Origin of the sequence: Streptomyces sp. NPDC093064 (assembly GCF_044754605.1) — a bacterium.
Classification (GTDB): domain Bacteria; phylum Actinomycetota; class Actinomycetes; order Streptomycetales; family Streptomycetaceae; genus Streptomyces.
Genome location: NZ_JBIVPK010000038.1, coordinates 1 through 20,849 on the forward strand (window position 1 = coordinate 1; position 20,849 = coordinate 20,849).

At 71.9% G+C, this 20,849-nt stretch carries 19 protein-coding genes and 3 pseudogenes; 14 read left to right on the top strand and 8 right to left on the bottom strand.

Annotated elements, in window-relative coordinates:
- Positions 1 to 146: 146 nt before the first annotated feature.
- Complete coding sequence (locus ACIQFZ_RS31835) at positions 147 to 1,721, bottom strand: ABC transporter substrate-binding protein (protein ID WP_376651816.1); 1,575 nt, start codon at positions 1,719 to 1,721, stop codon at positions 147 to 149.
- Positions 1,722 to 1,873: 152 nt separating this feature from the next.
- Here ACIQFZ_RS31835 and ACIQFZ_RS31840 point away from each other — a divergent pair, with 152 nt between their 5' ends.
- The 5 genes from ACIQFZ_RS31840 (at position 1,874) to ACIQFZ_RS31860 (ending at position 6,975) form a co-directional block, all read left to right on the top strand.
- A complete protein-coding gene (locus tag ACIQFZ_RS31840; protein WP_365434848.1) occupies positions 1,874 to 2,647 on the top strand; it encodes an FCD domain-containing protein in 774 nt (257 codons plus the stop codon).
- 220 nt (positions 2,648 to 2,867) lie between these two features.
- Complete coding sequence (locus ACIQFZ_RS31845) at positions 2,868 to 3,827, top strand: dihydrodipicolinate synthase family protein (protein WP_376651815.1); 960 nt, start codon at positions 2,868 to 2,870, stop codon at positions 3,825 to 3,827.
- Positions 3,824 to 4,768 carry an ROK family protein gene (locus tag ACIQFZ_RS31850; RefSeq protein WP_402692829.1) on the top strand — a complete coding sequence of 315 codons (945 nt, stop codon included), beginning with the start codon at positions 3,824 to 3,826 and terminating at the stop codon, positions 4,766 to 4,768. The genes ACIQFZ_RS31845 and ACIQFZ_RS31850 overlap by 4 nt, the downstream gene beginning before the upstream one ends.
- Positions 4,765 to 5,448, top strand: coding sequence for an N-acetylmannosamine-6-phosphate 2-epimerase (locus tag ACIQFZ_RS31855; RefSeq protein WP_402692830.1), 684 nt, complete (start codon positions 4,765 to 4,767; stop codon positions 5,446 to 5,448). Before ACIQFZ_RS31850 ends, ACIQFZ_RS31855 begins: the two co-directional genes overlap by 4 nt.
- A 60-nt stretch (positions 5,449 to 5,508) precedes the next feature.
- Positions 5,509 to 6,975, top strand: a complete 1,467-nt coding sequence (locus ACIQFZ_RS31860; RefSeq protein WP_402692860.1) for a sialate:H+ symport family MFS transporter — start codon at positions 5,509 to 5,511, stop codon at positions 6,973 to 6,975.
- A 58-nt stretch (positions 6,976 to 7,033) separates the two neighbouring features.
- Here the strand turns inward: ACIQFZ_RS31860 and ACIQFZ_RS31865 are convergent, their stop codons facing one another.
- From ACIQFZ_RS31865 to ACIQFZ_RS31880, 4 genes are read right to left on the bottom strand one after another with little or no spacing between them, the layout of a single operon-like run.
- The gene (locus tag ACIQFZ_RS31865) at positions 7,034 to 7,561 is read right to left on the bottom strand and encodes an NUDIX hydrolase family protein (RefSeq protein ID WP_365430470.1); all 528 of its coding nucleotides are present in this window, start codon (positions 7,559 to 7,561) and stop codon (positions 7,034 to 7,036) included.
- 34 nt (positions 7,562 to 7,595) lie between these two features.
- Positions 7,596 to 8,810 (bottom strand): amidohydrolase family protein, encoded by a 1,215-nt coding sequence (locus tag ACIQFZ_RS31870; RefSeq protein ID WP_402692831.1) that lies wholly within the window; start codon positions 8,808 to 8,810, stop codon positions 7,596 to 7,598.
- A complete protein-coding gene (locus ACIQFZ_RS31875; RefSeq protein WP_365430458.1) occupies positions 8,810 to 10,213 on the bottom strand; it encodes a glutamine synthetase family protein in 1,404 nt (467 codons plus the stop codon). Before ACIQFZ_RS31875 ends, ACIQFZ_RS31870 begins: the two co-directional genes overlap by 1 nt.
- A 49-nt stretch (positions 10,214 to 10,262) precedes the next feature.
- Entirely contained in the window at positions 10,263 to 11,075 is an 813-nt protein-coding gene (locus ACIQFZ_RS31880) for an SAM-dependent methyltransferase (protein ID WP_402692832.1), read from the bottom strand.
- 384 nt (positions 11,076 to 11,459) lie between these two features.
- On the opposite strand from ACIQFZ_RS31880, the gene ACIQFZ_RS31885 reads away from it, so the two are divergent.
- Positions 11,460 to 12,344, top strand: a complete 885-nt coding sequence (locus tag ACIQFZ_RS31885; protein ID WP_365430462.1) for a Cof-type HAD-IIB family hydrolase — start codon at positions 11,460 to 11,462, stop codon at positions 12,342 to 12,344.
- Between the two features lie 89 nt (positions 12,345 to 12,433).
- Here ACIQFZ_RS31885 and ACIQFZ_RS31890 read toward each other — a convergent pair whose 3' ends face one another.
- From ACIQFZ_RS31890 to ACIQFZ_RS31900, 3 genes and pseudogenes are all read right to left on the bottom strand, one after another.
- Positions 12,434 to 13,177, bottom strand: coding sequence for a DUF3566 domain-containing protein (locus tag ACIQFZ_RS31890; protein WP_383059809.1), 744 nt, complete (start codon positions 13,175 to 13,177; stop codon positions 12,434 to 12,436).
- A 77-nt stretch (positions 13,178 to 13,254) separates the two neighbouring features.
- Positions 13,255 to 13,803 carry a hypothetical protein gene (locus ACIQFZ_RS31895; protein WP_402692833.1) on the bottom strand — a complete coding sequence of 183 codons (549 nt, stop codon included), beginning with the start codon at positions 13,801 to 13,803 and terminating at the stop codon, positions 13,255 to 13,257.
- A 191-nt stretch (positions 13,804 to 13,994) separates the two neighbouring features.
- Positions 13,995 to 14,369 (bottom strand): annotated as a pseudogene (locus ACIQFZ_RS31900) (Dps family protein); the annotation flags it as partial.
- A gap of 428 nt (positions 14,370 to 14,797) precedes the next feature.
- On the opposite strand from ACIQFZ_RS31900, the gene ACIQFZ_RS31905 reads away from it, so the two are divergent.
- The 8 genes and pseudogenes from ACIQFZ_RS31905 to ACIQFZ_RS31940 all read left to right on the top strand — a co-directional run.
- Positions 14,798 to 14,983 carry a hypothetical protein gene (locus tag ACIQFZ_RS31905; RefSeq protein WP_402692834.1) on the top strand — a complete coding sequence of 62 codons (186 nt, stop codon included), beginning with the start codon at positions 14,798 to 14,800 and terminating at the stop codon, positions 14,981 to 14,983.
- A pseudogene (locus ACIQFZ_RS31910) lies at positions 14,984 to 15,181 on the top strand (DNA mismatch repair protein MutT); the annotation flags it as partial.
- A complete protein-coding gene (locus ACIQFZ_RS31915) occupies positions 15,178 to 15,354 on the top strand; it encodes a hypothetical protein (RefSeq protein ID WP_327241217.1) in 177 nt (58 codons plus the stop codon). The pseudogene ACIQFZ_RS31910 and the gene ACIQFZ_RS31915, both read left to right, overlap by 4 nt.
- 260 nt (positions 15,355 to 15,614) lie before the next feature.
- A complete protein-coding gene (locus tag ACIQFZ_RS31920; protein ID WP_402692835.1) occupies positions 15,615 to 16,103 on the top strand; it encodes a hypothetical protein in 489 nt (162 codons plus the stop codon).
- Positions 16,104 to 16,107: 4 nt separating this feature from the next.
- Positions 16,108 to 16,665 (top strand): DUF6529 family protein, encoded by a 558-nt coding sequence (locus ACIQFZ_RS31925; RefSeq protein ID WP_402692836.1) that lies wholly within the window; start codon positions 16,108 to 16,110, stop codon positions 16,663 to 16,665.
- Between the two features lie 572 nt (positions 16,666 to 17,237).
- Positions 17,238 to 18,512, top strand: a complete 1,275-nt coding sequence (locus ACIQFZ_RS31930) for a cytochrome P450 (RefSeq protein WP_383059805.1) — start codon at positions 17,238 to 17,240, stop codon at positions 18,510 to 18,512.
- A gap of 657 nt (positions 18,513 to 19,169) precedes the next feature.
- Positions 19,170 to 19,397, top strand: coding sequence for a ferredoxin (locus tag ACIQFZ_RS31935; protein ID WP_365430821.1), 228 nt, complete (start codon positions 19,170 to 19,172; stop codon positions 19,395 to 19,397).
- Positions 19,394 to 20,764: pseudogene (locus tag ACIQFZ_RS31940) on the top strand (NAD(P)/FAD-dependent oxidoreductase); the annotation flags it as partial. The gene ACIQFZ_RS31935 and the pseudogene ACIQFZ_RS31940, both read left to right, overlap by 4 nt.
- Positions 20,765 to 20,849 lie beyond the last annotated feature (85 nt).

Genomic DNA, 20,849 nt, shown 5'->3' on the forward strand with positions numbered 1-20,849 from the left:
CACCCCCTGATTCCCCCCCCGCCCCCGCGGCGCCGGCGGCTCTAAGCCCACCTGGGGGGTGACTTGGGGGGGGGGGGGGCGGGGGGGGGGGGCGGCCGCGGGGGGGGGGGCGGGGGGCCCCCCGCGGCTCCGGGGTCAGACGCGGGTCAGGCGCGGCTGACGTCCAGGAGGGACAGGCCCGTGGTCGGCAGGGGCTTGAAGCCCTTCAGTGCCTTGTCGTTCCAGGCCGTGGGCAGCTTGCGGTGCAGGACGGGGTAGAGGGCGGCCTCCTCCGCGACCAGGTCGACGGCCTGGCCCCACAGGTCCTTGCGCGTGGCCTCGTCGGTGGCCTGGGCGGCCTTGTCCAGCAGGGAGTTGACCTTCTTGTAGGCGGCGGTCCCGCCCCAGCCGTAGCGGCTCTCGGGCCACAGTCCGGAGTAGTACCAGCGCATCAGCAGGTCGACGTCGTTGCCGAAGACGGACGGGTCGCCGGGGGCGAGCAGGACCGTGTAGGAGCCGGCGTCCACCTTGGCGTACTGGGCGGAGGACTGGCCGATGCTCAGCGTGGTCTTCACGCCGATGGCGTCCCAGCTCTCCTTGACCAGCGGGGCCACGTCCTTGACCCAGCCGGTGTCGGTGGTGAGCAGGGTGACCGTGAGGTTCTTGACGCCGGCCTCGCCGAGCAGCTTCCTGGCCCTGGCCGGGTCGTGTCCGTAGACCGTGGCGGCCTGGTGGAAGTCGGGGTGGGTGGGCTGGAGGTAGCTGCGGGCGGCCGAGCCGTTGCCGGCCATGGCCGTGGTGATGAGCTTGTCGGTGTCCAGCGCGTAGTGGAGTGCCTGGCGCACGCGCTTGTCGTCGAAGGGCTTCTGCTTGCAGTTGAACATCAGGAAGAGCAGGCCGAAGGACTGCACGGACTCGACCTTCGCCTTCCTGGCGAGGCGGTCCACGTCCAGGTAGGGCACGTCCTCGATGGCCTGCACCCGGCCCGACTCCATGGCGCTGACCCGGGCGGCGGGGTCGGAGACCAGGCGCCAGACCATCTTCTTGGCCTTGGCCGAATGGCTGCCGTTGTACTTGTCGTACGCCTCGAAGACGATCTTGTCCTCGCGGGTCGCCGAGACCATCCGGTAGGGGCCCGAGCCCACGGGCAGGGCGTCGAAGCCCTTCTGGTCCGCCTCCACCAGCTTCTTCGGAACGATCTTGGTGACCGAGACGCGGCCGGGGAACAGCGCGAAGGGGTACTTCAGCTTGAACTCGACCGTCTTGGCGTCGACCGCCTTGACCGAGTCGAGGAACGGCAGGAACTGCGCCATCAGGGACGCGTTCTTCTCGTCGAGGATCCGCTCGAAGCTGTACACGACGTCCTCGGAGGTGACGTCGGAGCCGTCGTGGAAGGTGGCGCCCTCGCGCAGGGTGGCGCGGTAGGTGGTGGCGTTCACCTTGACGGGCAGCGCGGTGGCCAGGCCGGGCCGGGCCTGGAGCGTGACCGGGTCCAGGTCCACCAGTCCCTCGAAGACGTGCAGGTTGGCCGCGATCGGGGTGGCGCCGGAGGCGATCATCGGGTCGAAGCCGGTCGAGAGCGCGTAGGAGATGCCCGTCTCGATGGTGTCCGTGCCTCCTCCGCCGCTCGCGCCGGTGTTCGAGCCGGTCGAGGCCGGGCCGCTGCAAGCGGAGATCGAGGCGGTCAGGGCCGAGGCGGCCCCGAGGGCGCTCGCGTAGCGCAGGAATCTGCGACGATCCATGCCGACGGGCGTCTTGTACGACACGTGAGGTCCCTCCAGGGGCGGCACAACGCGGGGAAACGGAAGAAGAATTGGGGTTGTGACATCAGACGTCTGATGTCCGACCTTGATAGGCTGTGAAGGTAGCTTCATTGAGCAGAAGGGGTCAAGAGGTGAATTCGTCGCGTCCGCAAGAGGTCCGGGCGGCGGTCAGGCCGTCACTGCGTCAGGAGGTCTCGGAGGCGATCAAGAGCTACATCCTCGACAATCACCTCAAGCCGGGAGACCCGCTGCCGTCGGAGGCGGAACTGTGCACCGCCCTCGGTGCCAGCAGGTCCAGCGTCCGCGAGGCCGTGAAGACCCTGGCGGTGCTGGACATCGTCGAGGTGCGGCGCGGTCATGGCACGTATGTCGGCCGGCTGAGCCTGTCCGCGCTGGTGGAGGGCCTGGCCTTCCGTGGTCTGCTCAGCCCCAAGGACGACTTCCGGATCCTGTCCGAGCTGGTCGAGGTGCGCGAGCTGATCGAACGCGGCATGGCCGCACGCATCATGGCGACGCTCGGGTCCGAGGATCTCGACGCCCTCGACACCCTCGTCGACGAGATGGACCGTCGCGGCGCCCACGACGACCACGGCTTCGCGGAATGCGACCGGGCCTTCCACGAGCGGCTGATGGAACCGCTCCAGAACGAGCTGGTCAGTCAGCTCTCGCTGGCCTTCTGGGACGTCTACGCCATCGTCGCGCCGCAGTTGGAGGGCATCTCCGAGGAGGCCGAGGCGGGCACCATCGCCGACCACCGCGCCATCGTGCGGGCGGCCAGGCAGGGGGATGTCGAGGGGTTCGTGCACGCCCTCTCCGGCCACTACGCGCCGGTGCGCAGGCGGCTGGCGGAGGCTCAGGCGCAGGCGGGCCGGGGCGCGGTGGGCGAGGTCGAGCGCACCGCCTGACCGGTCACCGGAGCGGCCCGCCCGTACCGGCGGGCCCCGGACGTCGTTCCCCTCGTCGGGACTTGCCGCCCGGGTCGGAATCGAGAGTGTGAGCCATCCCCCTCTTGACCGACCCGGGCGGCTGCGTCTTATTGTTCAGACGTCAGACATCTGACGTCCCTTTCGTGGAGTAGCCGGCCGCGATCAGCAGTTCCGTCTTCCAGCCCATGGAGAAGCCCCCATGCCTCTGACCGCATCCCTGCGCGGAGTCGTCCCGCCCGTGTGCACCCCGCTCGACGCCCACGGCGAGGTCGACACGGCCTCCCTGGCCCGGCTGGTCGAGCACCTGCTCGACGGCGGCGTCCACGGGCTCTTCGCCCTCGGCTCGACCAGCGAGGTCGCCTACCTCACCGACGAGCAGCGGGGCACCGCCCTGGAGACGGTGGTCAACGCGGTCGACGGACGGGTACCGGTCCTCGCGGGCGTCATCGACACCACCACCCCCCGCGTCCTCGACCACGCCCGCGAGGCGGCCCGGCTCGGCGCGGACGCGCTGGTGGTCACCGCGCCCTTCTACACCCGCACCCACCCCCGGGAGATCGCCGCCCACTTCCGCCGGATCCGCCAGACGGTGGACCTGCCGCTGTTCGCCTACGACCTGCCGGTCTCCGTGCACAGCAAGCTGTCGACCGCCCTGATCCTCGAACTGGCCGCCGACGGCACCCTGGCCGGCCTCAAGGACAGCAGCGGCGACGAGGGCTCCCTGCGCCGCCTGCTCGTCGCACTCGGCGGACGCCAGGGCCGTGCCGAGGGACCCGTGCCCGCCTTCTCCGTCCTCACCGGCTCCGAACTGACCGTCGACGCGGCGCTGCTGGCCGGCGCCGACGGCGTCGTCCCCGGCCTGGGCAACGTCGACCCCGCCGGCTACGTCCGGCTCTACGAGGCGGCCCGGGCCGGCGACTGGTCGTCGGCCGTCAAGGAGCAGGAGCGGCTCACCGGCCTGTTCGCCATGGTCGACGCGGGCCCCGAGACCGAGATGGGCCGCAGCTCCTCCGCGCTGGGCGCGTTCAAGGCGGCGCTGCGCCTGCTGGGCGTCATCGACTGCGGCGACACCGCCTTCCCGCAGATCCAGCTGGGCGCCGCACCCGTCGCCGAAGTCGACGCGCGGCTGCGCGCCGCCGGGCTCACCCCGGTCCGATGACGCGGACCCCGGCCCCCGGCACCGCTCCCGTCATCGGACTCGACCTGGGCGGCACCAAGATCGCGGCCGCCCTGGTCGGCCCGGACGGCACGGTGCTGCGCCGGCACACCCGCCCGACACCGGCGCGGGCGGGTGCGCGGGCCGTGCTCGACGCGCTCGCCGCCGCGGCCCGCGAGGTGGACGGCGGCGCCCGGGCGATCGGAGTCGCCGCCGCCGGTGTCGTGGACCCGCGCACCGGCACCGTCACCAGCGCCACCGACTCCATCACCGGATGGGCCGGCACCGCGCTGGCCGCGGGCCTGTCCGACCGTACGGGGCTGCCGGTCGCCTGCGACAACGACGTGCGCGCCACGGCCGCCACCGAACTCGCCGAGACCGACGGCCCGTCCGCCTCCCTCGTCTACGTCGCCGTGGGCACCGGAGTCGGCGGCGCTGTCGCGGTGGACGGCCGGATGCTGCACGGCAGCGCCGGCATCGCGGGCCACCTGGGCCATGTGCCGAGCCCCGAGGCCACGGGCCTGCCCTGCACCTGCGGCGGCAGCGGCCACCTCGAGGCGATCGCCTCGGGACCCGCGATCACCGCGCTGTACGAGCGCCTGAGCGGCCGGACGGCCGACCGCCTCCAGACCGTGGCGGAACGCGCCGCCGCGGGCGACGTCGCCGCACGGCAGGCGATCACCACCGGGGCGCGGGCCACGGGAAGCGCCGTCGGGGGCCTGGCCAACGTGCTCGGCCCGGACCGCGTCGTGATCGGCGGCGGCGTACCACGGATCGGCGACCTGTACTGGTCCGCGCTGACCGACGCCTTCCGCGCCGAGCTGATGGCCCCCCTGCGCCGGCTGCGCCCGGTGCCGCCGCGCCTCGGATCCGACGCGGCCGTACTGGGGGCGGCCCTGCTCACCCGCACCCTGCCCCCGCACTCCTCGGAAGGACCTCGATGACCACGACCCCCTCGCCCGTAGCCGCCGTCGCCGGCCGGCTGATCGTCTCCTGCCAGGCTCCCGAGGGCGACCCGATGCGCGACACCGCGACCCTGGTCCGGCTGGCGCGCTCCGCCGAGGCCGGCGGCGCCGCGGCCGTCCGCGTCAACGGTCCCGAGGTGGTGGCCGCCGTCGCCGCCGCCGTCACCCTGCCCGTGATCGGGCTGTGGAAGGACGGCGACACCGGCGTCTACATCACCCCGACCGTGCGCCACGCCCTCGCCGTCGCCGAGGCCGGCGCCCACGTGGTCGCCGCGGACGCCACGGCGCGCCCGCGCCCGGACGGCGGCTCCTTCGCCGACCTCGTGACCGCCGTGCACTCCGCGGGCGCCCTGGTCATGGCGGACGTCGCCACGCTGGAGGAAGGCATGCTCGCCGCCCGGCAGGGCGCCGACTTCGTCTCCACCACCCTGTCGGGATACGCGCCCGGCTCCCCGCGCCAGTCCGGCCCCGACCTGGAACTGGTCGCCGCCCTCGCCCGCGCGACCGGCTCCCCGGTCGTCGCCGAGGGACGGATCGGCACCCCCGAGGAGGCGGCCGAGGCGCTCGCCCGGGGCGCCCACAGCGTGGTCGTCGGCACCGCCATCACCGCCCCGACCGCCCTCACCCACCGCTTCGCGACGCACCTCACACGTCGATAGAGGCGCCTTTACCTTCCGACGGTGCTCGGCGACGAGTCCGTCCGGCATCCTGGAGCAACCGTGCACCTCACCGCGCCATCCAAGCCGCCCTGGTTCCGCCAGGTGGGCCGCAGTCAGTGGAAGTCGTTCTTCGCCGCCTGGATCGGCTACGTCCTCGACGGCTTCGACTTCGTCCTGATCACCCTGGTCCTCACCGAGATCAGCGCCGACTTCCACCTCGACACCGTCCAGGCGGCGAGCCTGGTCTCCGCCGCGTTCATCACGCGGTGGCTCGGCGGCGCGCTCCTCGGTGCGCTCGGTGACCGCTTCGGGCGGAAGCTGTCGATGGTGGTCAGCATCCTGCTGTACTCCCTGGGCACCTTCGCCTGCGGATTCGCCTGGGACTACACCAGCCTGTTCGTCGCCCGGCTCGCCATCGGCATGGGCATGGCCGGCGAATACTCGTCCAGCGCCACCTACGTGATGGAGAGCTGGCCGGTGCACATGCGCAACCGGGCCAGCGGCTTCCTGATCTCCGGCTACTCCGTCGGCACGGTGCTGGCCGCCCAGGTCTACAAGTGGGTCGTGCCGTCGCTCGGCTGGCGCTGGATGTTCTACCTCGGCCTGATCCCCGTCCTGGTCGCGCTGTGGATGCGCCGCGCGCTGCCCGAGGCCGCCGACTGGAAGGCCTCGGTCGCCGAGCGCGAGCAGCGGCCCAACCCCTTCCGCCCGCTGTTCACCACCCGGTCCAGGGCCACCGTCAACGTGGTGCTCGCGGTGGCGGCCACCGTCTCGCTCTTCGCCGTCTTCACCCCGCTCGGCGACGGTCTCGTACCGGTGCTGTCGGTGCTCGCCGGAGTCTGCCTGATCGCCTTCGCCGTGCAGCTGGGCGGCCGCCGCGGCTGGCTGCTGTACGTGTCGATGATCGTCACGATCTTCTTCGCGTTCCTGTACTCCTGGCCCATCCAGGCGCTGCTGCCCACCTATCTGAAGACCGACCTGGGCTACGACGCCGGCCAGGTCACCGACGCGCTCTACTACGCCGGCTTCGGCACGATGGCCGGCTGCTGGCTGGCCGGGTTCATGGGCGACCGGATCGGCACCAGGAAGGCGTACGCCTTCACACTGCTGGCCTCACTGGCCTTCGTCTTCCCGGTCTTCGCGGTGCGCGACAGCCTGCCGCTGCTCGGCGTGCTGCTGTTCGTGCTCCAGGCCACCAGCTTCGGCATCTCCGGCCTGCTGCCCCGGTACATCGGCGGACACTTCCCGACCCACACCCGGGCCGCCGCGCTGGGCTTCACCTACAACGTGGGCGCCCTGGGCGGCGCCGTGGCCCCCGTCCTCGGCGCCCGCCTCGCCTCCGGCATGGACCTGGGCCACGCGCTGGCCGTCCTCACCTTCGCCGGGACGATGATCGTCGTGGTCCTCGTCGGCTTCGACGTGCCGGGCCGGCTGGGCCGGCTCCTCGACCCGGACGGGCCGGCCGACCACCTCGTGACCAAGGAGGACCGCCGCCCGGCCCCGGCGGCCCGTGCGACCGCCGGATAGCCGGCCGTGCCGGGGAGGGCGCCGCCGGTGACACCGGAGGCGCCCTTCGTGGCGCCCGTCAGTACGCGTGACCCACGTGGGCCAGCGCCTGCTTGAGCAGCACCCCGTGCCCGCCCGGCATCTCGCTCTGCAGCGCTGCGGAGGCCGCCTCCTGCGGGCTGAACCACACCAGGTCCAGCGCGTCCTGCCGGGGACGGCAGTCACCGGCGACCGGCACGATGTAGGCCAGCGAAACGGCGTGCTGACGCGGGTCGTGGTACGGCGTGATGCCGGCCGTCGGGAAGTACTCGGCGACGGTGAACGGCTGCAGGGACGCCGGCACGCGGGGCAGCGCCACCGGGCCGAGGTCCTTCTCCAGATGGCGCAGCAGGGCGTCTCGCACGCGCTCGTGGTGCAGCACCCGGCCGGAGACCAGAGTCCGGTTGACCGTTCCGTCCGGTCCGATGCGCAGCAGCACGCCGATGCTGGTCACTTCGCCGCTGTCGTCGACGCGCACCGGCACCGCCTCGACGTACAGGATCGGCATGCGGGCGCGTGCCGACTCCAGCTCGTCCGTGGTCAGCCAACCGGGCGTGGTTTCGGTCATGTCAGACATCGCTTGATCATACTTTCAGTGGTGCTCAACGGGGGAGGTCGGTGGCAGGGAGATCGGTGGGGTCAGCGGGGGCGTCGAGGTCGGTGAGGTCGGTGAATCCGTAGACACGCCGGGCGTTGTCCCGCCCCGCCCAGCGGGCGATCCGCAGCGCGTCCGCCGGGCTCAGCTCGTCGGCGTCCACCCGCTCCCGCAGCAGCCCGGCCAGTCCCAGCCGGAAGGCCACCGCGCCCAGGTGGTGGAACTCGGCCACACCGTAGGCGTCGGAGCTGTAGAGCAGCTTGCGGAACGGCGTGATCTCCAGGGCCTCGGCCAGGACCGCCCGGGCCCGGGCGGGACCCACGTGGTGCAGCGTCAGGCCGACGTCGAGGTACACCCGCTCGAACACGGCGGCCAGATAGGCGGCCTGGCGCTGGTAGGGCCAGCAGTGCAGCAGCAGGACCGGGATCGTGCCGGCGGTCAGGTGCAGCCAGTCGGTCAGAAGGGCGGGGTCCGCGCGGTGCAGGCGGAGGTCGCCGTCGCCGAACCCGGTGTGCAACTGGAGGGGCAGACCGAGGTCGACGGCCGTCCACAGCAGATGCCGTACGAGCACCGGGTCGTCGAGACGGTCGCCCGCGCGCGCGAGCCAGCCGGCCGCCGCCCGAGCGACCTCCTCCCGCGAGGGGCGTGCCGGGTCCAGGTCGAAGCCGGTGCGGTAGGCGGCCACCGACTTCACCGCGACCACGCCCGGCCGCCGCACGGCGTCCTGCGCGGCCGCACGGAAGGCGGCGCCGTACTCGCCGGGCTCGACGCCTCCGGCCGCCACGGCCTCCGCGACGCGCTCCAGCCGTACGACCTCGTACGCCACCGCGCCGCCGCCCGCGGCGCCGGCCAGCTCCAGCGGGGTGGTGCCGGGCTCGGGAGCGAAGCCGGTGTCGACGCAGAACACGGCCGTGCCGCAGGCGCCGAGGAAGCGCCGGTTGACCTCCGCCGCGCCCAACTCGGCCCGGCGGTCCAGGTACGCCTCGGCGGGCGCGTGGCGCGGCAGGTCCAGGACCGGCGCGCAGTGCCGGCGCACGGCCACACCGACCGGGCTGTCGAACGGCGAGATGCCGCTGCCGGGCCACACCTCGCCCTCGGTGAGCAGGGACTCGAAGCCGGTCCGGTCCAGGTCGGCGGTGACGACGCCGTGGCAGTGGTGGTCCACGAGCGGCAGCTCCGCCAGCGCCTCTTGGACCCCTCCGGCCCCGGTCGACGAGCTCATCAGTACGTCCAGCGGTACGCCGCCGCGACCTGCTCGTCGTCCAGCCCCTCGACGGCCGCGATCTCGCCCTGCCGCACGGCGGTGACCGCGTCGGCGAGGACCGGTCCGAGAGCGGTGCGCAGCAGGTCGTCCCCGCGGAACGCGGCGACCGCCTCCGCCAGCGAGACCGGCAGGCGCCGTACGCCACGGGCCGCCGCCTCCGCCTCGCCGAACCGGGCCGGGTCCCCGGTGATCTCCTCGGGCAGGGGCGTGGACGACGCCGTCCCGTCCAGCCCGGCGGCGATCAGGCAGCCCAGCGCCAGGTACGGGTTGGCCGCGAGGTCGACCGGTTTGACCTCCAGGTTGGCCGCCCGCGCGCCCTGCCCCCGGGTCCCGGTGACCACGCGCAGCGCGGCCTCGCGGGTCTCCCGGCCCCAGGCGGTGAACACCCCGGCCCACTGGGAGGGCTTGAGCCTGAGATAGCTGGACGGGCTCGGCGCGGCCACCGCCGTCAGCGCGGGCAGATGGGCGAGGAGACCGGCCGTGAAGGACTCGGCCTCGGCCGTCATGCCGTAGCGGCCGTCGCCCCCGGAATGCAGGTTGGTCCCGTCGCGCCAGGCCGAGAGGTGGACATGGCCGCCGTTGCCCACGCCCCGCGCCAGGACCGCCGGCGCGAAGGAGACCTTCAGCCCGTGCCGCCGGGCCACGGCCCGCACGGTCTGCCGCACCAGCACGCTGCGGTCGGCCGCCGCCACCGGGTCCAGCGCGCCGACGGACACCTCGAACTGCCCGGCCGCGTACTCGGGGTGGAACTGGTCCACGTCCACGCCCTGCTCCGCGAGGGCCGCCAGCAGGTCGGCGGCGCAGTCGCTCAGCTCCACCTGCCGGACGGCCCCGTACGCCGGACCCGACACCGCAGGCTCGAACCCGCCGCCGGACGCGTGTCCTTGGCCCACGGCCCACTCGACCTCGATGGCCGCCTTGAAGGTGAGGCCGTGGTGCCGCTCGGCGTCGGCGGTGATCCTGCGCAGGAACGTACGGCTGCACCCGGGGTGGCGTTCACCCTCCTGCGTGATCCGGTCGACCGGGGCCCAGGCCCAGCCGGGCTGCCCGGACAGGACCACCAGGTGGTCGAGGTCGGGGTAGAGCCGCAGATCGCCGTCGGGGGAGCCGAGGACGTCGGTGGTGACGATCGAGTCGTGCGCCAGGAAGGTGTCGAACACCGGGGACATGCCCACCCCCCAGGCCGCCGCCGAGGGGAGCTTGGCCGTCGGTACCGTCTTGACCCGGGCGATCCCCGCGGTGTCGACGTAGGCCAGGACGACTCCGTGCACGCCTCGCCCGGCGAGTTCGCCGCTGAGCGCGGTGGCCCGTTCGACGTCGCCGGGACGCCCGCCGGGGACGGGGTCGGCAAGGGTGGTCATAGTCCTCCTCGACGGGCTCGGGCGAACCGGCGGCCGGGTACCGCCCGCGTCAGGGTTTCACGGCGACCGCGCCGAACTGCGGTACCGCGGCGGGGGAGTCGCCGTCCGGGCGCCACCACGAGCACGGCACCAGGCCCGGCTCGACCAGATCCAGGCCCTCGAGGAAGGTGGCCACCTCGGAACGGGAGCGGGCGGTGATCGGCGGTGTGGCGTTGGCGTTCCAGAACTCCATCGCCGGGACGTTGCCCTCGCCGCCGAGGTCGGCGTCGTAGGTGGGGTGCGTCAGCACCAGGAAACTGCCCGAGGGGATGGCCGCCATGACACGGCGGACGATGTCGCGCGCCTGGTCGGTGTCCAGCACGAAGTTCAGGATGCCCAGCATCATCACCGCGACGGGCCGGCCGAAGTCGAGGGTCGCGGAGGCACGCTCGACGATGGCCTCCGGGGCGTGCACATCGGCCTCGATGTAGGCGGTGGCGCCCTCGGGGGTGCTGGTCAGCAGCGTGCGGGCGTGCGCGAGGACGACCGGGTCGTTGTCGACGTACACGATCCGCGCGTCCGGGGCGATCCGCTGGGCTGTGTCGTGGGTGTTGTCGACCGTCGGCAGCCCGGTGCCGACGTCGAGGAACTGGCGCACCCCGCGCTCGGCGGTCAGATGGCGGACCGCACGTCCGAGGAACTCGCGGTCGGCGCGGGCCACGTCCCGGATCACCGGGAACATCCCGGCGACGTGCTCGCCGACCTGCTGGTCGACCTCGTAGTTGTCCTTGCCGCCGACCCAGTAGTTCCACACGCGCGCGTTGTGCGCCACCGCGGTGTTCAGCCTCGCCGACCCGTCCGGCGGGGTGTGGCTCTCGCTCACGTCTGCACTCCTGGTTTGTCGCGTGCCGTCTCGTGACGGTCGTGGCCGTGGTCGCGCCCTGCCCGCGGCCGGCCGCGGCCGACGTCGCCATTGTGCCGCCCGGTGATCACCGTGTCCGGGAATCGGCCGAACCCGGCCGGCCGGGGAGACCGCCGGACCCGGGCCCCGGGCGGCCCCGGACCTGGTCGGGACGGAAACCCCTGCCAGGAGGCCCCGGTAGGCTGGCGGGACCGTGGCGCCACCGCGGAGGCACGGCCCGGCCGCCCCGGCCGGCGACGTCCCGGAGTCGGTACGGCGTCGACCACCGCACCCCTCGCGCACGGCAACGGAGCCGGCGCCCCACCACCCCGGACGCGCCCGCCGCGCCCGCCACGGAAAACGGACATGCCCAGCACACCCTCGCCCCTGCTCACCACCCCCGAACCCGCCCCGGAAACCGTCACCGGCCCCGCCGGCATACGGCTGATCGTCACCGACATGGACGGCACGCTCCTGGACGACGCCAAGCGGCTCCCGGCCGGACTGTGGCCGACCCTGGCCGAGCTGCGCCGCCGCGGTGTGCTGTTCAGCCCCGCGAGCGGCCGTCAGTACGCGACGCTGGCCGAGCAGTTCGCCGGCCACGACGAGGGCATGGTGTTCATCGCGGAGAACGGCACGTACGTCGTCCGGGACGGAATGGAGCTGAGCTCAGACCCTCTTGACCCGGCCGTCGCGGCCCGCCTCGTCGGAGCCGTACGGGAACTCGTCGCCCAGGGCGTGGACGTGGGCGCCGTGGTCTGCGGCAAGCGGTCGGCCTATGTGGAGCGGACCGACGAGGCCTTCCTGGCCGAGGTCCGCAAGTACTACGTACGGCACCGGATCGTGCCGGACGCGGCGGCCGTCGACGACGACATCATCAAGGTGGCCCTGTTCGACTTCGGGTCGGCCGAGCGGACCACCGCCCCGGCGCTGGCGCGGTTCGCCGCCACCCACCAGGTCGTCGTCTCGGGCAAGCACTGGGTCGACGTGATGAACCGCACCGCCGACAAGGGCGCCGCGCTGCGCCGGCTCCAGCGGGATCTGAGGATCACGCCCGCCCAGACCCTGGTGTTCGGCGACTACCTCAACGACCTGGAGATGCTGGACGCCGCCGAGTGGTCGTTCGCCATGGCCAACGCCCATCCCGAGGTCATCGGCCGGGCCCGCCACCTGGCCCCCTCCAACAACGACAACGGGGTACTGCGCACCATCGCGCGCCTGCTGCACCTGCCGCCCGGCCTCGGCGGCTGACCGCCGGGTGCCTGTCGGGTGCCCGGAGCCGGGGGAGTCCTGGCCGTCGGCAGAGGGGAGTCCAGGCCGTCAGCCGGGAGCCCGGGCCGTCAGCCGGGAGTGGTCTCCTCGACCCGGGTGTCCGGGTCGTCCCGGTCCCTGCGGTCGCGGTCGTCCTGGTCGTGGCCGTCGTCCGGGCCGGGCCGGCTGTCCTTGTCCTGCCGAGTGTCGTACCGACTGTCCTGCCGAGTGATCCGCCCGCCGCCGACGCGGCCGCGCAGCCGCCGCCACGCGTCGCCGCAGCGGTCGACGAACTCGACGTAGCGCGCTCCGCAGCCGGGCGGCGGAAATCCCAGGCGGTCCTGGAGGCGGTGGAACACCCCGCCGACGTCCGGCAGCAGATCGGGCCGGAAATCGGGCCGGAGATCGGAGGCGGCCGCCGCGTCCTCTGCCAGCGTCAGATGGACACCCCCGGCGTACTTCGAGGACATGTTGTAGAGGACCGCGCCCAGGGTCGCCATGGCCGTACCCAGGACGACCTCCAGGGTGACGACACCGGCGGCGATGACGAGCGTCCAGCCGAAGGAGGGCCAGGCTTCCGGGTCCATCGCGGTGAGCATGGCCCAGACGAGCACCATGGTGACGAGCACGCAGGCACCGAGTCCCAGCAGCACCAGACAACTCGTCGTCATCACCGACCAGGGATCGGCCCGCGATATCCGCATGCGTATCGCGGACCGCCCCGCTCCCGCCGCCTGGGGCCGCACGGGCCGGTCCGCGACCCCGCACTGCTGCGGTGCGGGGTCCTGCCCGGAGGCCTCGGTGCCGCGCTCCTGGCGCTCGGCTGGGCTCATGCCTTGCTCCTCACGGTGGGGCGACCGCCCGCGCGGCGTGCATGACGGCGGCCTGGCCGTGGTGGGCGGTGCGGGAATCAGGCGTTGGCGCCGCCATGGCGTGCGGCCGCCGCGACGATGTGGTGCCGGGTGACACGGCCGATCTCGTGCCAGAACGGCTTCGCCGTCAGGTAGGCGCCCAGCACGGAGAGCACTCCGAGGGAGACATCGACGCTGATCCGGCCCTGCTTGGCCCAGTAGACGTCCTTGAGATCCAGCAGGAGTGCGAACTCGTCGCAGATGAGGGCGGTGCCGCAGCCGTAGGCGGCCGCGACGGCGGGGTGCCCGACCGCGCGTTCGTCACCGCGTACGGCGATCAGGCCCACGCCGGCGAGGGTGGCGATGCCGATGTTGTAGTGGTGCAGGTGCTCGCCACCGGCGGAGATGTTGCCCCAGGGCAGCCAGCCGCCCCGGATGCCGTGCGTGATGACGCGGACGGTGCCGAAGGTGACTCCGAAGGAGATCCACGTGATCAGTAACGACCGTCGCTGCGCGGTCAGATGCCGGTCCGCCGTCTCATGCCATCTGCTGACGAGCAGTGGCCGGTCCGGGTCCCGATCGCGGCGCCGTGCTTCGGTGAGTCTCATTGGATGACCGGCCTCCCACGCCGAACCGGCACCCTCGGACGGCGTTGGGGCCGTCCCGGACACCGCCATTGGTGTGCGGTTTCGACGTTAGGCGCGGCGCTCCCGCCCCGCATGCCCGCCGCCGCGGGACGGGGCCGCTCGGGTGACGGCGGTGCGTACGCCGGCCCGGCCGGCCCGCCGCCGTGCGGTGCTCAGTCGCGCTCGTTCACGTTCTCGGCAGCGAACATCCAGTGCTGCTTCTCCAGTTCGGCCGTGATCGTGATCAGCAGGTCCTGGGTGACCGGGTCGGGCTTCTCCGTCGCGTCGATGCGCTCGCGCAGCCGCTTGATGGCCGCCTCCAGGGACTCGACCATGACCGCGACGACCTCCGTGTCCCTTACCCAGCCGTCCTTGGGGCCGGGCAGCGTGAAGGCCGAGGCGATCGTCTCCGGGCGTCCGTCCGGCGGCAGGCCGAGCGCCGTGGTGCGCTCCGCGACCGTGTCGGCGAACTCGCGGGCCGCCGCCACCACTTCGTCGAGCTGGAGGTGGGTGGACCGGAACCGCGGTCCCACGATGTTCCAGCTCGCCAGAACGGTGCCCCGGACTTCCCTGAGCGTCCCCGTTTTCCTCGTCTGCGCAGGTCAGCAGGTATAGGGGTGTCCGGGCCGTGATGATCATTCACGGGGTTTCACTGTCCTTCCGGACCCATCTGGGACCCATAAGGGCCCCGCCGGCGGGTTGTCCCGGCCCCAGCCGGGCGGTCCTCCAGCTCAGCGCCGGGGGCGAAAGCGCCTCCAGCGCACGGCCCTTGCGACGCAAAGAAGCCCTACCCCGCTGGGGGTAGGGCCTCCGACCGTCTACGCGGCCACCCTACCTGGGCCGCTGAGGACAGGCTAGCGGTTTTGATGCTCGATCGCCTGAAAGTAGCGCTAAACGACCTGGGCATTGGGCCCGTAGCGCGCCGTCAGGCCCTGGCAGCGCGCGTGGTGATCGACCGTCCCTGGGAGGAGTACGCATGAGCGAGGACCTGGCCCCCGCGCTGTCCGGTGTCGACCTGGCCCGGGTGGCGCTGCAGGTCGCTCGGGCTGCAGCGAAGACCCGGCCGGCCGACGCGGCAGGAGGCGGTGCCACCACCCGGCGCGTGAGGCCGTCGCGGCGTAGCGGTGGACGTGATCCGATCCTCGGCCACGTGATCGCCTAAACGGACGAAGAGGTGCGGCAGCAGTTCAATATCTGCTTCACCGCACAAGTGGTGGGCGGGATACTGGCGATCTCCGACGAGTCCACGGACCTACGCTTCGTCGATCCCACCGAGCTGGACTCGCTGCCGATCCACCACACACAACGACTCCGACTCACCCACTTCCTTGAGCACCGGGAGCGTCCCTACCTGGGGTGAGCACTACGACCTGCGCGACAGGGCTGATCATCGCGGTCGTGGTGATGACCGCCGGCGCCCACGACAACCAGGTCGGCACCGCGCTGCTGTCCAAGGATCTGGGGCGTGCCCCGGGCACATCCTCGCCTGACTGGGTGATGGCCCGCGCGGGGCGAGTGTTGGCGTTGGCGTGATCGGAAACTTGGGCCAGTCTCGTCGCGGAAGGGAGGCCCCGAAACATGGTCGTGCACGTTTTCGAATCCCCGCGTGGCGCCCGCGCCCTGACCGCTGCCACTGAGTGCTCCAGCGGTTCGGCCCCGGCCCCGACCGGGAGTCCGAGTCCCATCGACAAGCACAAGGAACTCTGGATGGACACCCACCTCCGGGTCGGGGGGAACGGCCCGGCGTCCTCAGCGCCCGGCAGTGCCGCAGCAAGCGCGACCGGGCAGTAGCGATGGCTGCCGGACCCGGCGACCGCCCGCGCCGCCACACGGTCGCCCGTGTGCTGCTCCAAGTGGTGACCGCAGCCGCCCTGGCGGTGAACGCCTACGTGCACGCCGACCTCGCCCACGCCTTCGATCGTGTCGGGCAGCAGATCAGCCAGGGAGCGCTGTTCCGCCTCGAAGCCGCCGTGGCGTCCCTGGCCGCGCTGCTGGTCCTGCTCCTCGGTCGCCGGCGGCCGGTGTGGGCGTTCGCCTTCCTGGTGTCCGTCTCCGCCCTGGGCGCCGTGCTGCTCTATCGGTACGTGAACGTGGGCGCTCTCGGTCCGCTGCCGAACATGTACGAGCCGGCCTGGTGGCCGAAGAGGACCGCCAGCGCGATCGCCGAGGCTGTCGGCGCCGTGACCTCGCTCGCCGGCTTCCTGATCACCGGCCCGCCGCGCTCTGCGTCCACTCGGGCCGGCGCTCCTCGGGGCGACGAGGGCGACGGCGTGGGCGGCTGATCACATGCCATGCCTCGCCCCGCGCACCGAATCGCGGCAGCTCCTGGGGCTGCTGCTGCCCTTGGCGGTGACCGGCGGCCTCATCTGGTACGGACGGGTACACATCCCGGAGTACCGGCGCAGCCTCTTCGGGGTGCACGGCCACGCCGTCATCCTGCTCAAGGCCCAGCTGGGCAGCGCTCTGCTGGGCCTGGCGCTGATCCAACTGCTCCTCGCGCTGTGGATGTACGGCCGGCTGCCCGGTCTGCGCGCCGCGCCGCGCCCGGTGCCCACCGTGCACCGCCTGATCGGTATGGTCGCTTTCCTGTTCTCTGTCCCGATCGCCCAGCAGTGCATCATCGCCTACGGCGTCAGCCTGACCGGGACCCGCGAGGCGCTGCACTCGCTCGCCGGCTGTTTTCTCTACGGGGCCGTCGTCGCCAAGGTCGTCGTAGTGCGCCACCGCCGTTGGCCGGGCTGGGCGCTCCCGCTCGCCGGTGGCGCGCTCGTCACGGTGATCGCCCTGGTCTGGTACTCGGCGGCGTTCTGGTACCTGGACGGCTACCGGGCGCCCGGCCTGTAGGCGGACGGCGCCGGTTCGGTGCCGTCGTCGGCCGCTATCGGCAGTGGTCACAGCTCGCCAACCCGCCGCCTTTCCGAGGCGCGAGGTGACAGGTTCGCGCGAAAGCCGTTCCGTTCCTTCGGGGCGTTGGTGCCGCCGGTCTTGAGGTGCCCGGCGCCGCCGCACCTCGCGGCCGGGGGCGGCGCCGACCTTCAGCACCGGGGCGACGTTGGCCGGCTGCGGGCCCGGCCCGCAGGCACGCTCCTTATCTCCATACGTGCGGCTGACGCCCTGAAGGTGACATATAGGGCATGTGTGAAAAAATTGCACCTATAACACATGGCGCTGAAGGCAGGCGAGAGGAGTGCGCCATGATCGCCAAGCTGCTCGGCAAGTTGTCCTTCACCCGCAACTACGGTGCGTACGGCGCCCACGACTGGGGCACGCACACCGGCGACGACAGGATGTGACCGCACGGTCGGCGGGCGCCCCCGGGCTCCCGCCGGCTCCCGGCCATGGTGCCGACGACATCGGCCTGACAGGTACGAGAAGTCAGGGGCGATCTCATGGGCCGAGTGAATGAGCCGCCGCGGTTGCCCGAAGGCAGCTTCGCGGCCTGGAGCCGCGACCGGCTGGCACTGGCGCGCCGTGGCGCTGACGAGTGCGGGGACGTCTGGCAGCTGGAGCCGGGTGTCTACGTAGCCGCTACGGCCGGGCCGTGTGAAGCAGTCCTGCACCGCGCGCAGGACTTCCCCAAGCCGTCCTCGCCCCTCTTCCCGTCGTTGAAGCGGTCCAGCGGCGCGCCGACGCCCGCGGAGCGTGTGCACGCTCGCGCCGCCCGCATGCACGGACTGCGTCCGCAGGCCGTTGCGGCCCGGGTCGGTGAGATCGCACCCGGGACCGCTCGATTTGTCGACCAGTGGCCCACGGGCCTGGACGTCGAGATTCTGCCCCTGGTCCGGCCCGTCCTGGCAGAGATCGGCGTGCGCTACCTCTTCTCCGAAGACGCTCCCACGCTGTTGCCCTTCGCGTGGCAGCTCTTCGTGGCCCGGGAGGTGCTCGTGCGCCCCACGCGCTGGGTATGGCCGCGCTGGGTCCCCACACCGGCACGGCGGTTCCGCACACGGCAGCAAGTCGCCTTCACCGACGCTGTGCGGCCCATCGTCCGCCGGCGCCGTTCATCGGGCCGGTTCGGTGACGACGTGCTGGGACAGATGCTCCGGCCCTCCCCTCGCTACGGCCTACTGTCGGAGGAGGCCGTCCTCGACACTCTCCCCGGAATCACCGTCGCCACCTTCGAGACACCTTCCCGGGCAGCCGGATGGATTCTGCTCCACCTGGCCCGGTACCCCCGGGCAGCGGGCCGGGTCGCGGCCGAAGCCGCCTTGCTGCCCGCGGACCCGGCCGCGACGACCAGTACCCACCTCGACAGCCTGCAATACACCCAGGCAGTGGTACGCGAGGTGCTCCGACTGCACCCCCCGAGTTGGCTACTGACCCGGCGCGCCACGCGGCAGACTCAGCTCGCCGACTACACCATCGACGCCGGGTCCACCGTTCTCGTCTGCCCCTACACCGCCCACCGCGACGCACGGGAACACCCCGAGCCGGACCGATTCCGGCCCGAGCGCTGGCTCGACGATTCGGGCTCGCCAGCGAAACCCGGCGTCTTCCTCGCCTTCGGTACCGGGCCGCATGGCTGCGAGGGAGCCGCTCTGGCCATGGCGATGCTGACGCTCCTGACTGCGCAGACCGCCCGCTGCTACCACGTGAGCGAGCCGCCCGGACCGGAACCCGGCTACCGGGTCACCACCTTCGAAGGTCTCGCAACCGCCGGCCTGCGCCTGCGTGCCACCGTGCGCGGCTGAGGGCAGTCCTGTTTTCGGTGGCAGGCCGCCTCGGCCCGCGAACAGCGAATGTTGAGCAAGTTCGAGTGCCGTTCCGCAGACGCTTGGATGACCGGCTCATGGTTCGCTCATCGTGTGTCGCTGGTCGAACTCGTTGGCGAGCATGCCCATCATGACGAGGTCGTGGTGCCGGCCGGCGAAGAAAACGTGTTCCCGCAATTGCTTTAGGAGTTCGATCCGACCTCTGCAGACTCGGCGTCTCGCTGCCGTGCCGCGTACGCTGGTTTTCTACCAAGGTACGCCGCTGTCCAGCGTCGTTGATGTCAACGTTGGATGTCAGGCGTTCGTCTCCCGGGCCATGGGACTCGCCGGTATCGGTGCCGCTGTTACGCTGATTCTGTGACGGTATTCCGGCGCACCGTGCTACACGGTTTTCGTCGAAACGGCAATCCAAAAGAGCGTCGCTTGCGTAACCAAATGCAGCCGCAACTAGGGATACGTCCCTAGTCAGGCGCCGATCGCCTTAGCCGCGATGATCAATTCTTTCCGTGGAGACCCGACGAGCGCGGTGCACCCCCTCGCACTTCGAGGGGTGGGCAGCGGCCGGATCCTCCCTCGTTGCGCGCGGAGTGGCGCTGGCTTGAGGGTCTGTAGCTCCCACTCCCTGTGGAGGTCGGGGTGAAAGTTGTCGTTGATCTTTCCCGATGTAAGGGGTATGCGCAGTGCGCGTTCCTGGCTCCGGACGCGTTCCGGATGCACGGTGAGGAAGCGCTCATGTACGCCCCGAACCCCGACGACGCCCAGCGCGACCAGGTGCTGCGCGCCGCGGCGGCCTGCCCGGTCCAGGCGATCCTGGTCGACCAGTTGGAGGCGCGGCACGCACCGGCGGAGGCGTCGCCGTCATGACCAGTGCCGACAACCTGCGTGCGTTCAAGCGCGATGGCCGCATCGTGGTTGTCGGGGCTTCGCTGGCGGGGCTGCGGGCCGCGGAGGCTCTGCGAGACGAGGGTTTCACCGGATCGTTGACCATGATCGGTGACGAGTTGGGCGAGCCCTACGACCGGCCTCCCCTGTCCAAGCAAGTACTGACCGGCTGGGTGCCGGCCGGGGGCACCACTTTGCCCCGCCGTCGTGGCATCGATGCGGAGTGGCTGCTGGGCATGCCCGCCAGCGGGCTGGACCTCGCGACGAACCACGTGCGTCTCGCCGACGGACGCGAGGTTCCCTTCGACCGGGTGCTGATCTCTACCGGGGTACGGGCCCGGCCGTGGTTCGTCGAGTCCGAGGCGGCCCTGGACGGAGTGTTCGTCGTACGTACGCGCGAGCATGCCGAGAGCCTGCAGCGGGCCCTCGCCGCCGGGCCCTCCCGTGTGCTGGTCATCGGTGCGGGATTCACCGGCTCCGAGATCGCCTCCATCTGCCGCGAGCGGGATATCCCGGTGACCGTCGCCGAACTCGCGCCGGCCCCGCTGGTCGGGGCGCTCGGCGCCATGATCGGCGAGGTTGCGGCCGACATGCAGCGTACTCACGGCGTCGACCTGCGGTGCGGTGTCAAGGTCGCCCGGCTTGAGGGCGATGCGCAGGGACGGTTTCGCCGTGCTCACTTCGACGACGGCAGTACGGTCGACGCTGATGTGGCGGTGGTGGCACTCGGGAGCATCCGCAACACCGAGTGGCTGCGGGAGTCGGGACTGGCGGCGGGCGTGTGGGGAATCACCTGTGACACGGGCTGCCGCGCCCTCGACATCAATGGCCGCGTCACCGACGACGTCTTCGCCGCGGGAGACGTGGCACGTTGCCCGAACCCCATCTACGAATACCGGCTCATCTCACTGGAGCACTGGGCCAACGCCGTGGAGCAGGCAGAGGTCGCAGCACACAACATGGTCAGTGCCCAGGCGGACTGCTGGCCCCACCTGTCCATCCCGCTGTTCTGGTCGATCCAGTTCGGCGTCAACATCAAGTCCGTCGGCGTGCCGACCTTCGCCGACGAGGTGGTCGTCACCCAGGGATCGCTGGACGACCACCGTTTCGTCACCGCATATGGCTATCGGGGCCGGGTCACGGCTGCCGTGAGCTTCAACAACGGTAAGTGGCTGGACCACTACCGACGGCTGATCGAGACGGCCGCACCTTTCCCGCCCCCCTGCCCCACGCCGGACCAGCCGGTCGACATGAAACCGGTGCCCGTCGACTTCCCCGGCCCCGCCCTGCTCGCTCAGGGCGCCACGGTGGTGGTCACAGGCCATGACCCGGGTGAGCGCCGCGTCACGGCCGTGCACCAGCATCGGCAGGAGGAAGGCCAGACGACGACCGGGACGCCCGGCACGCTGCAACGGATCTTCGACTACTCCGCCC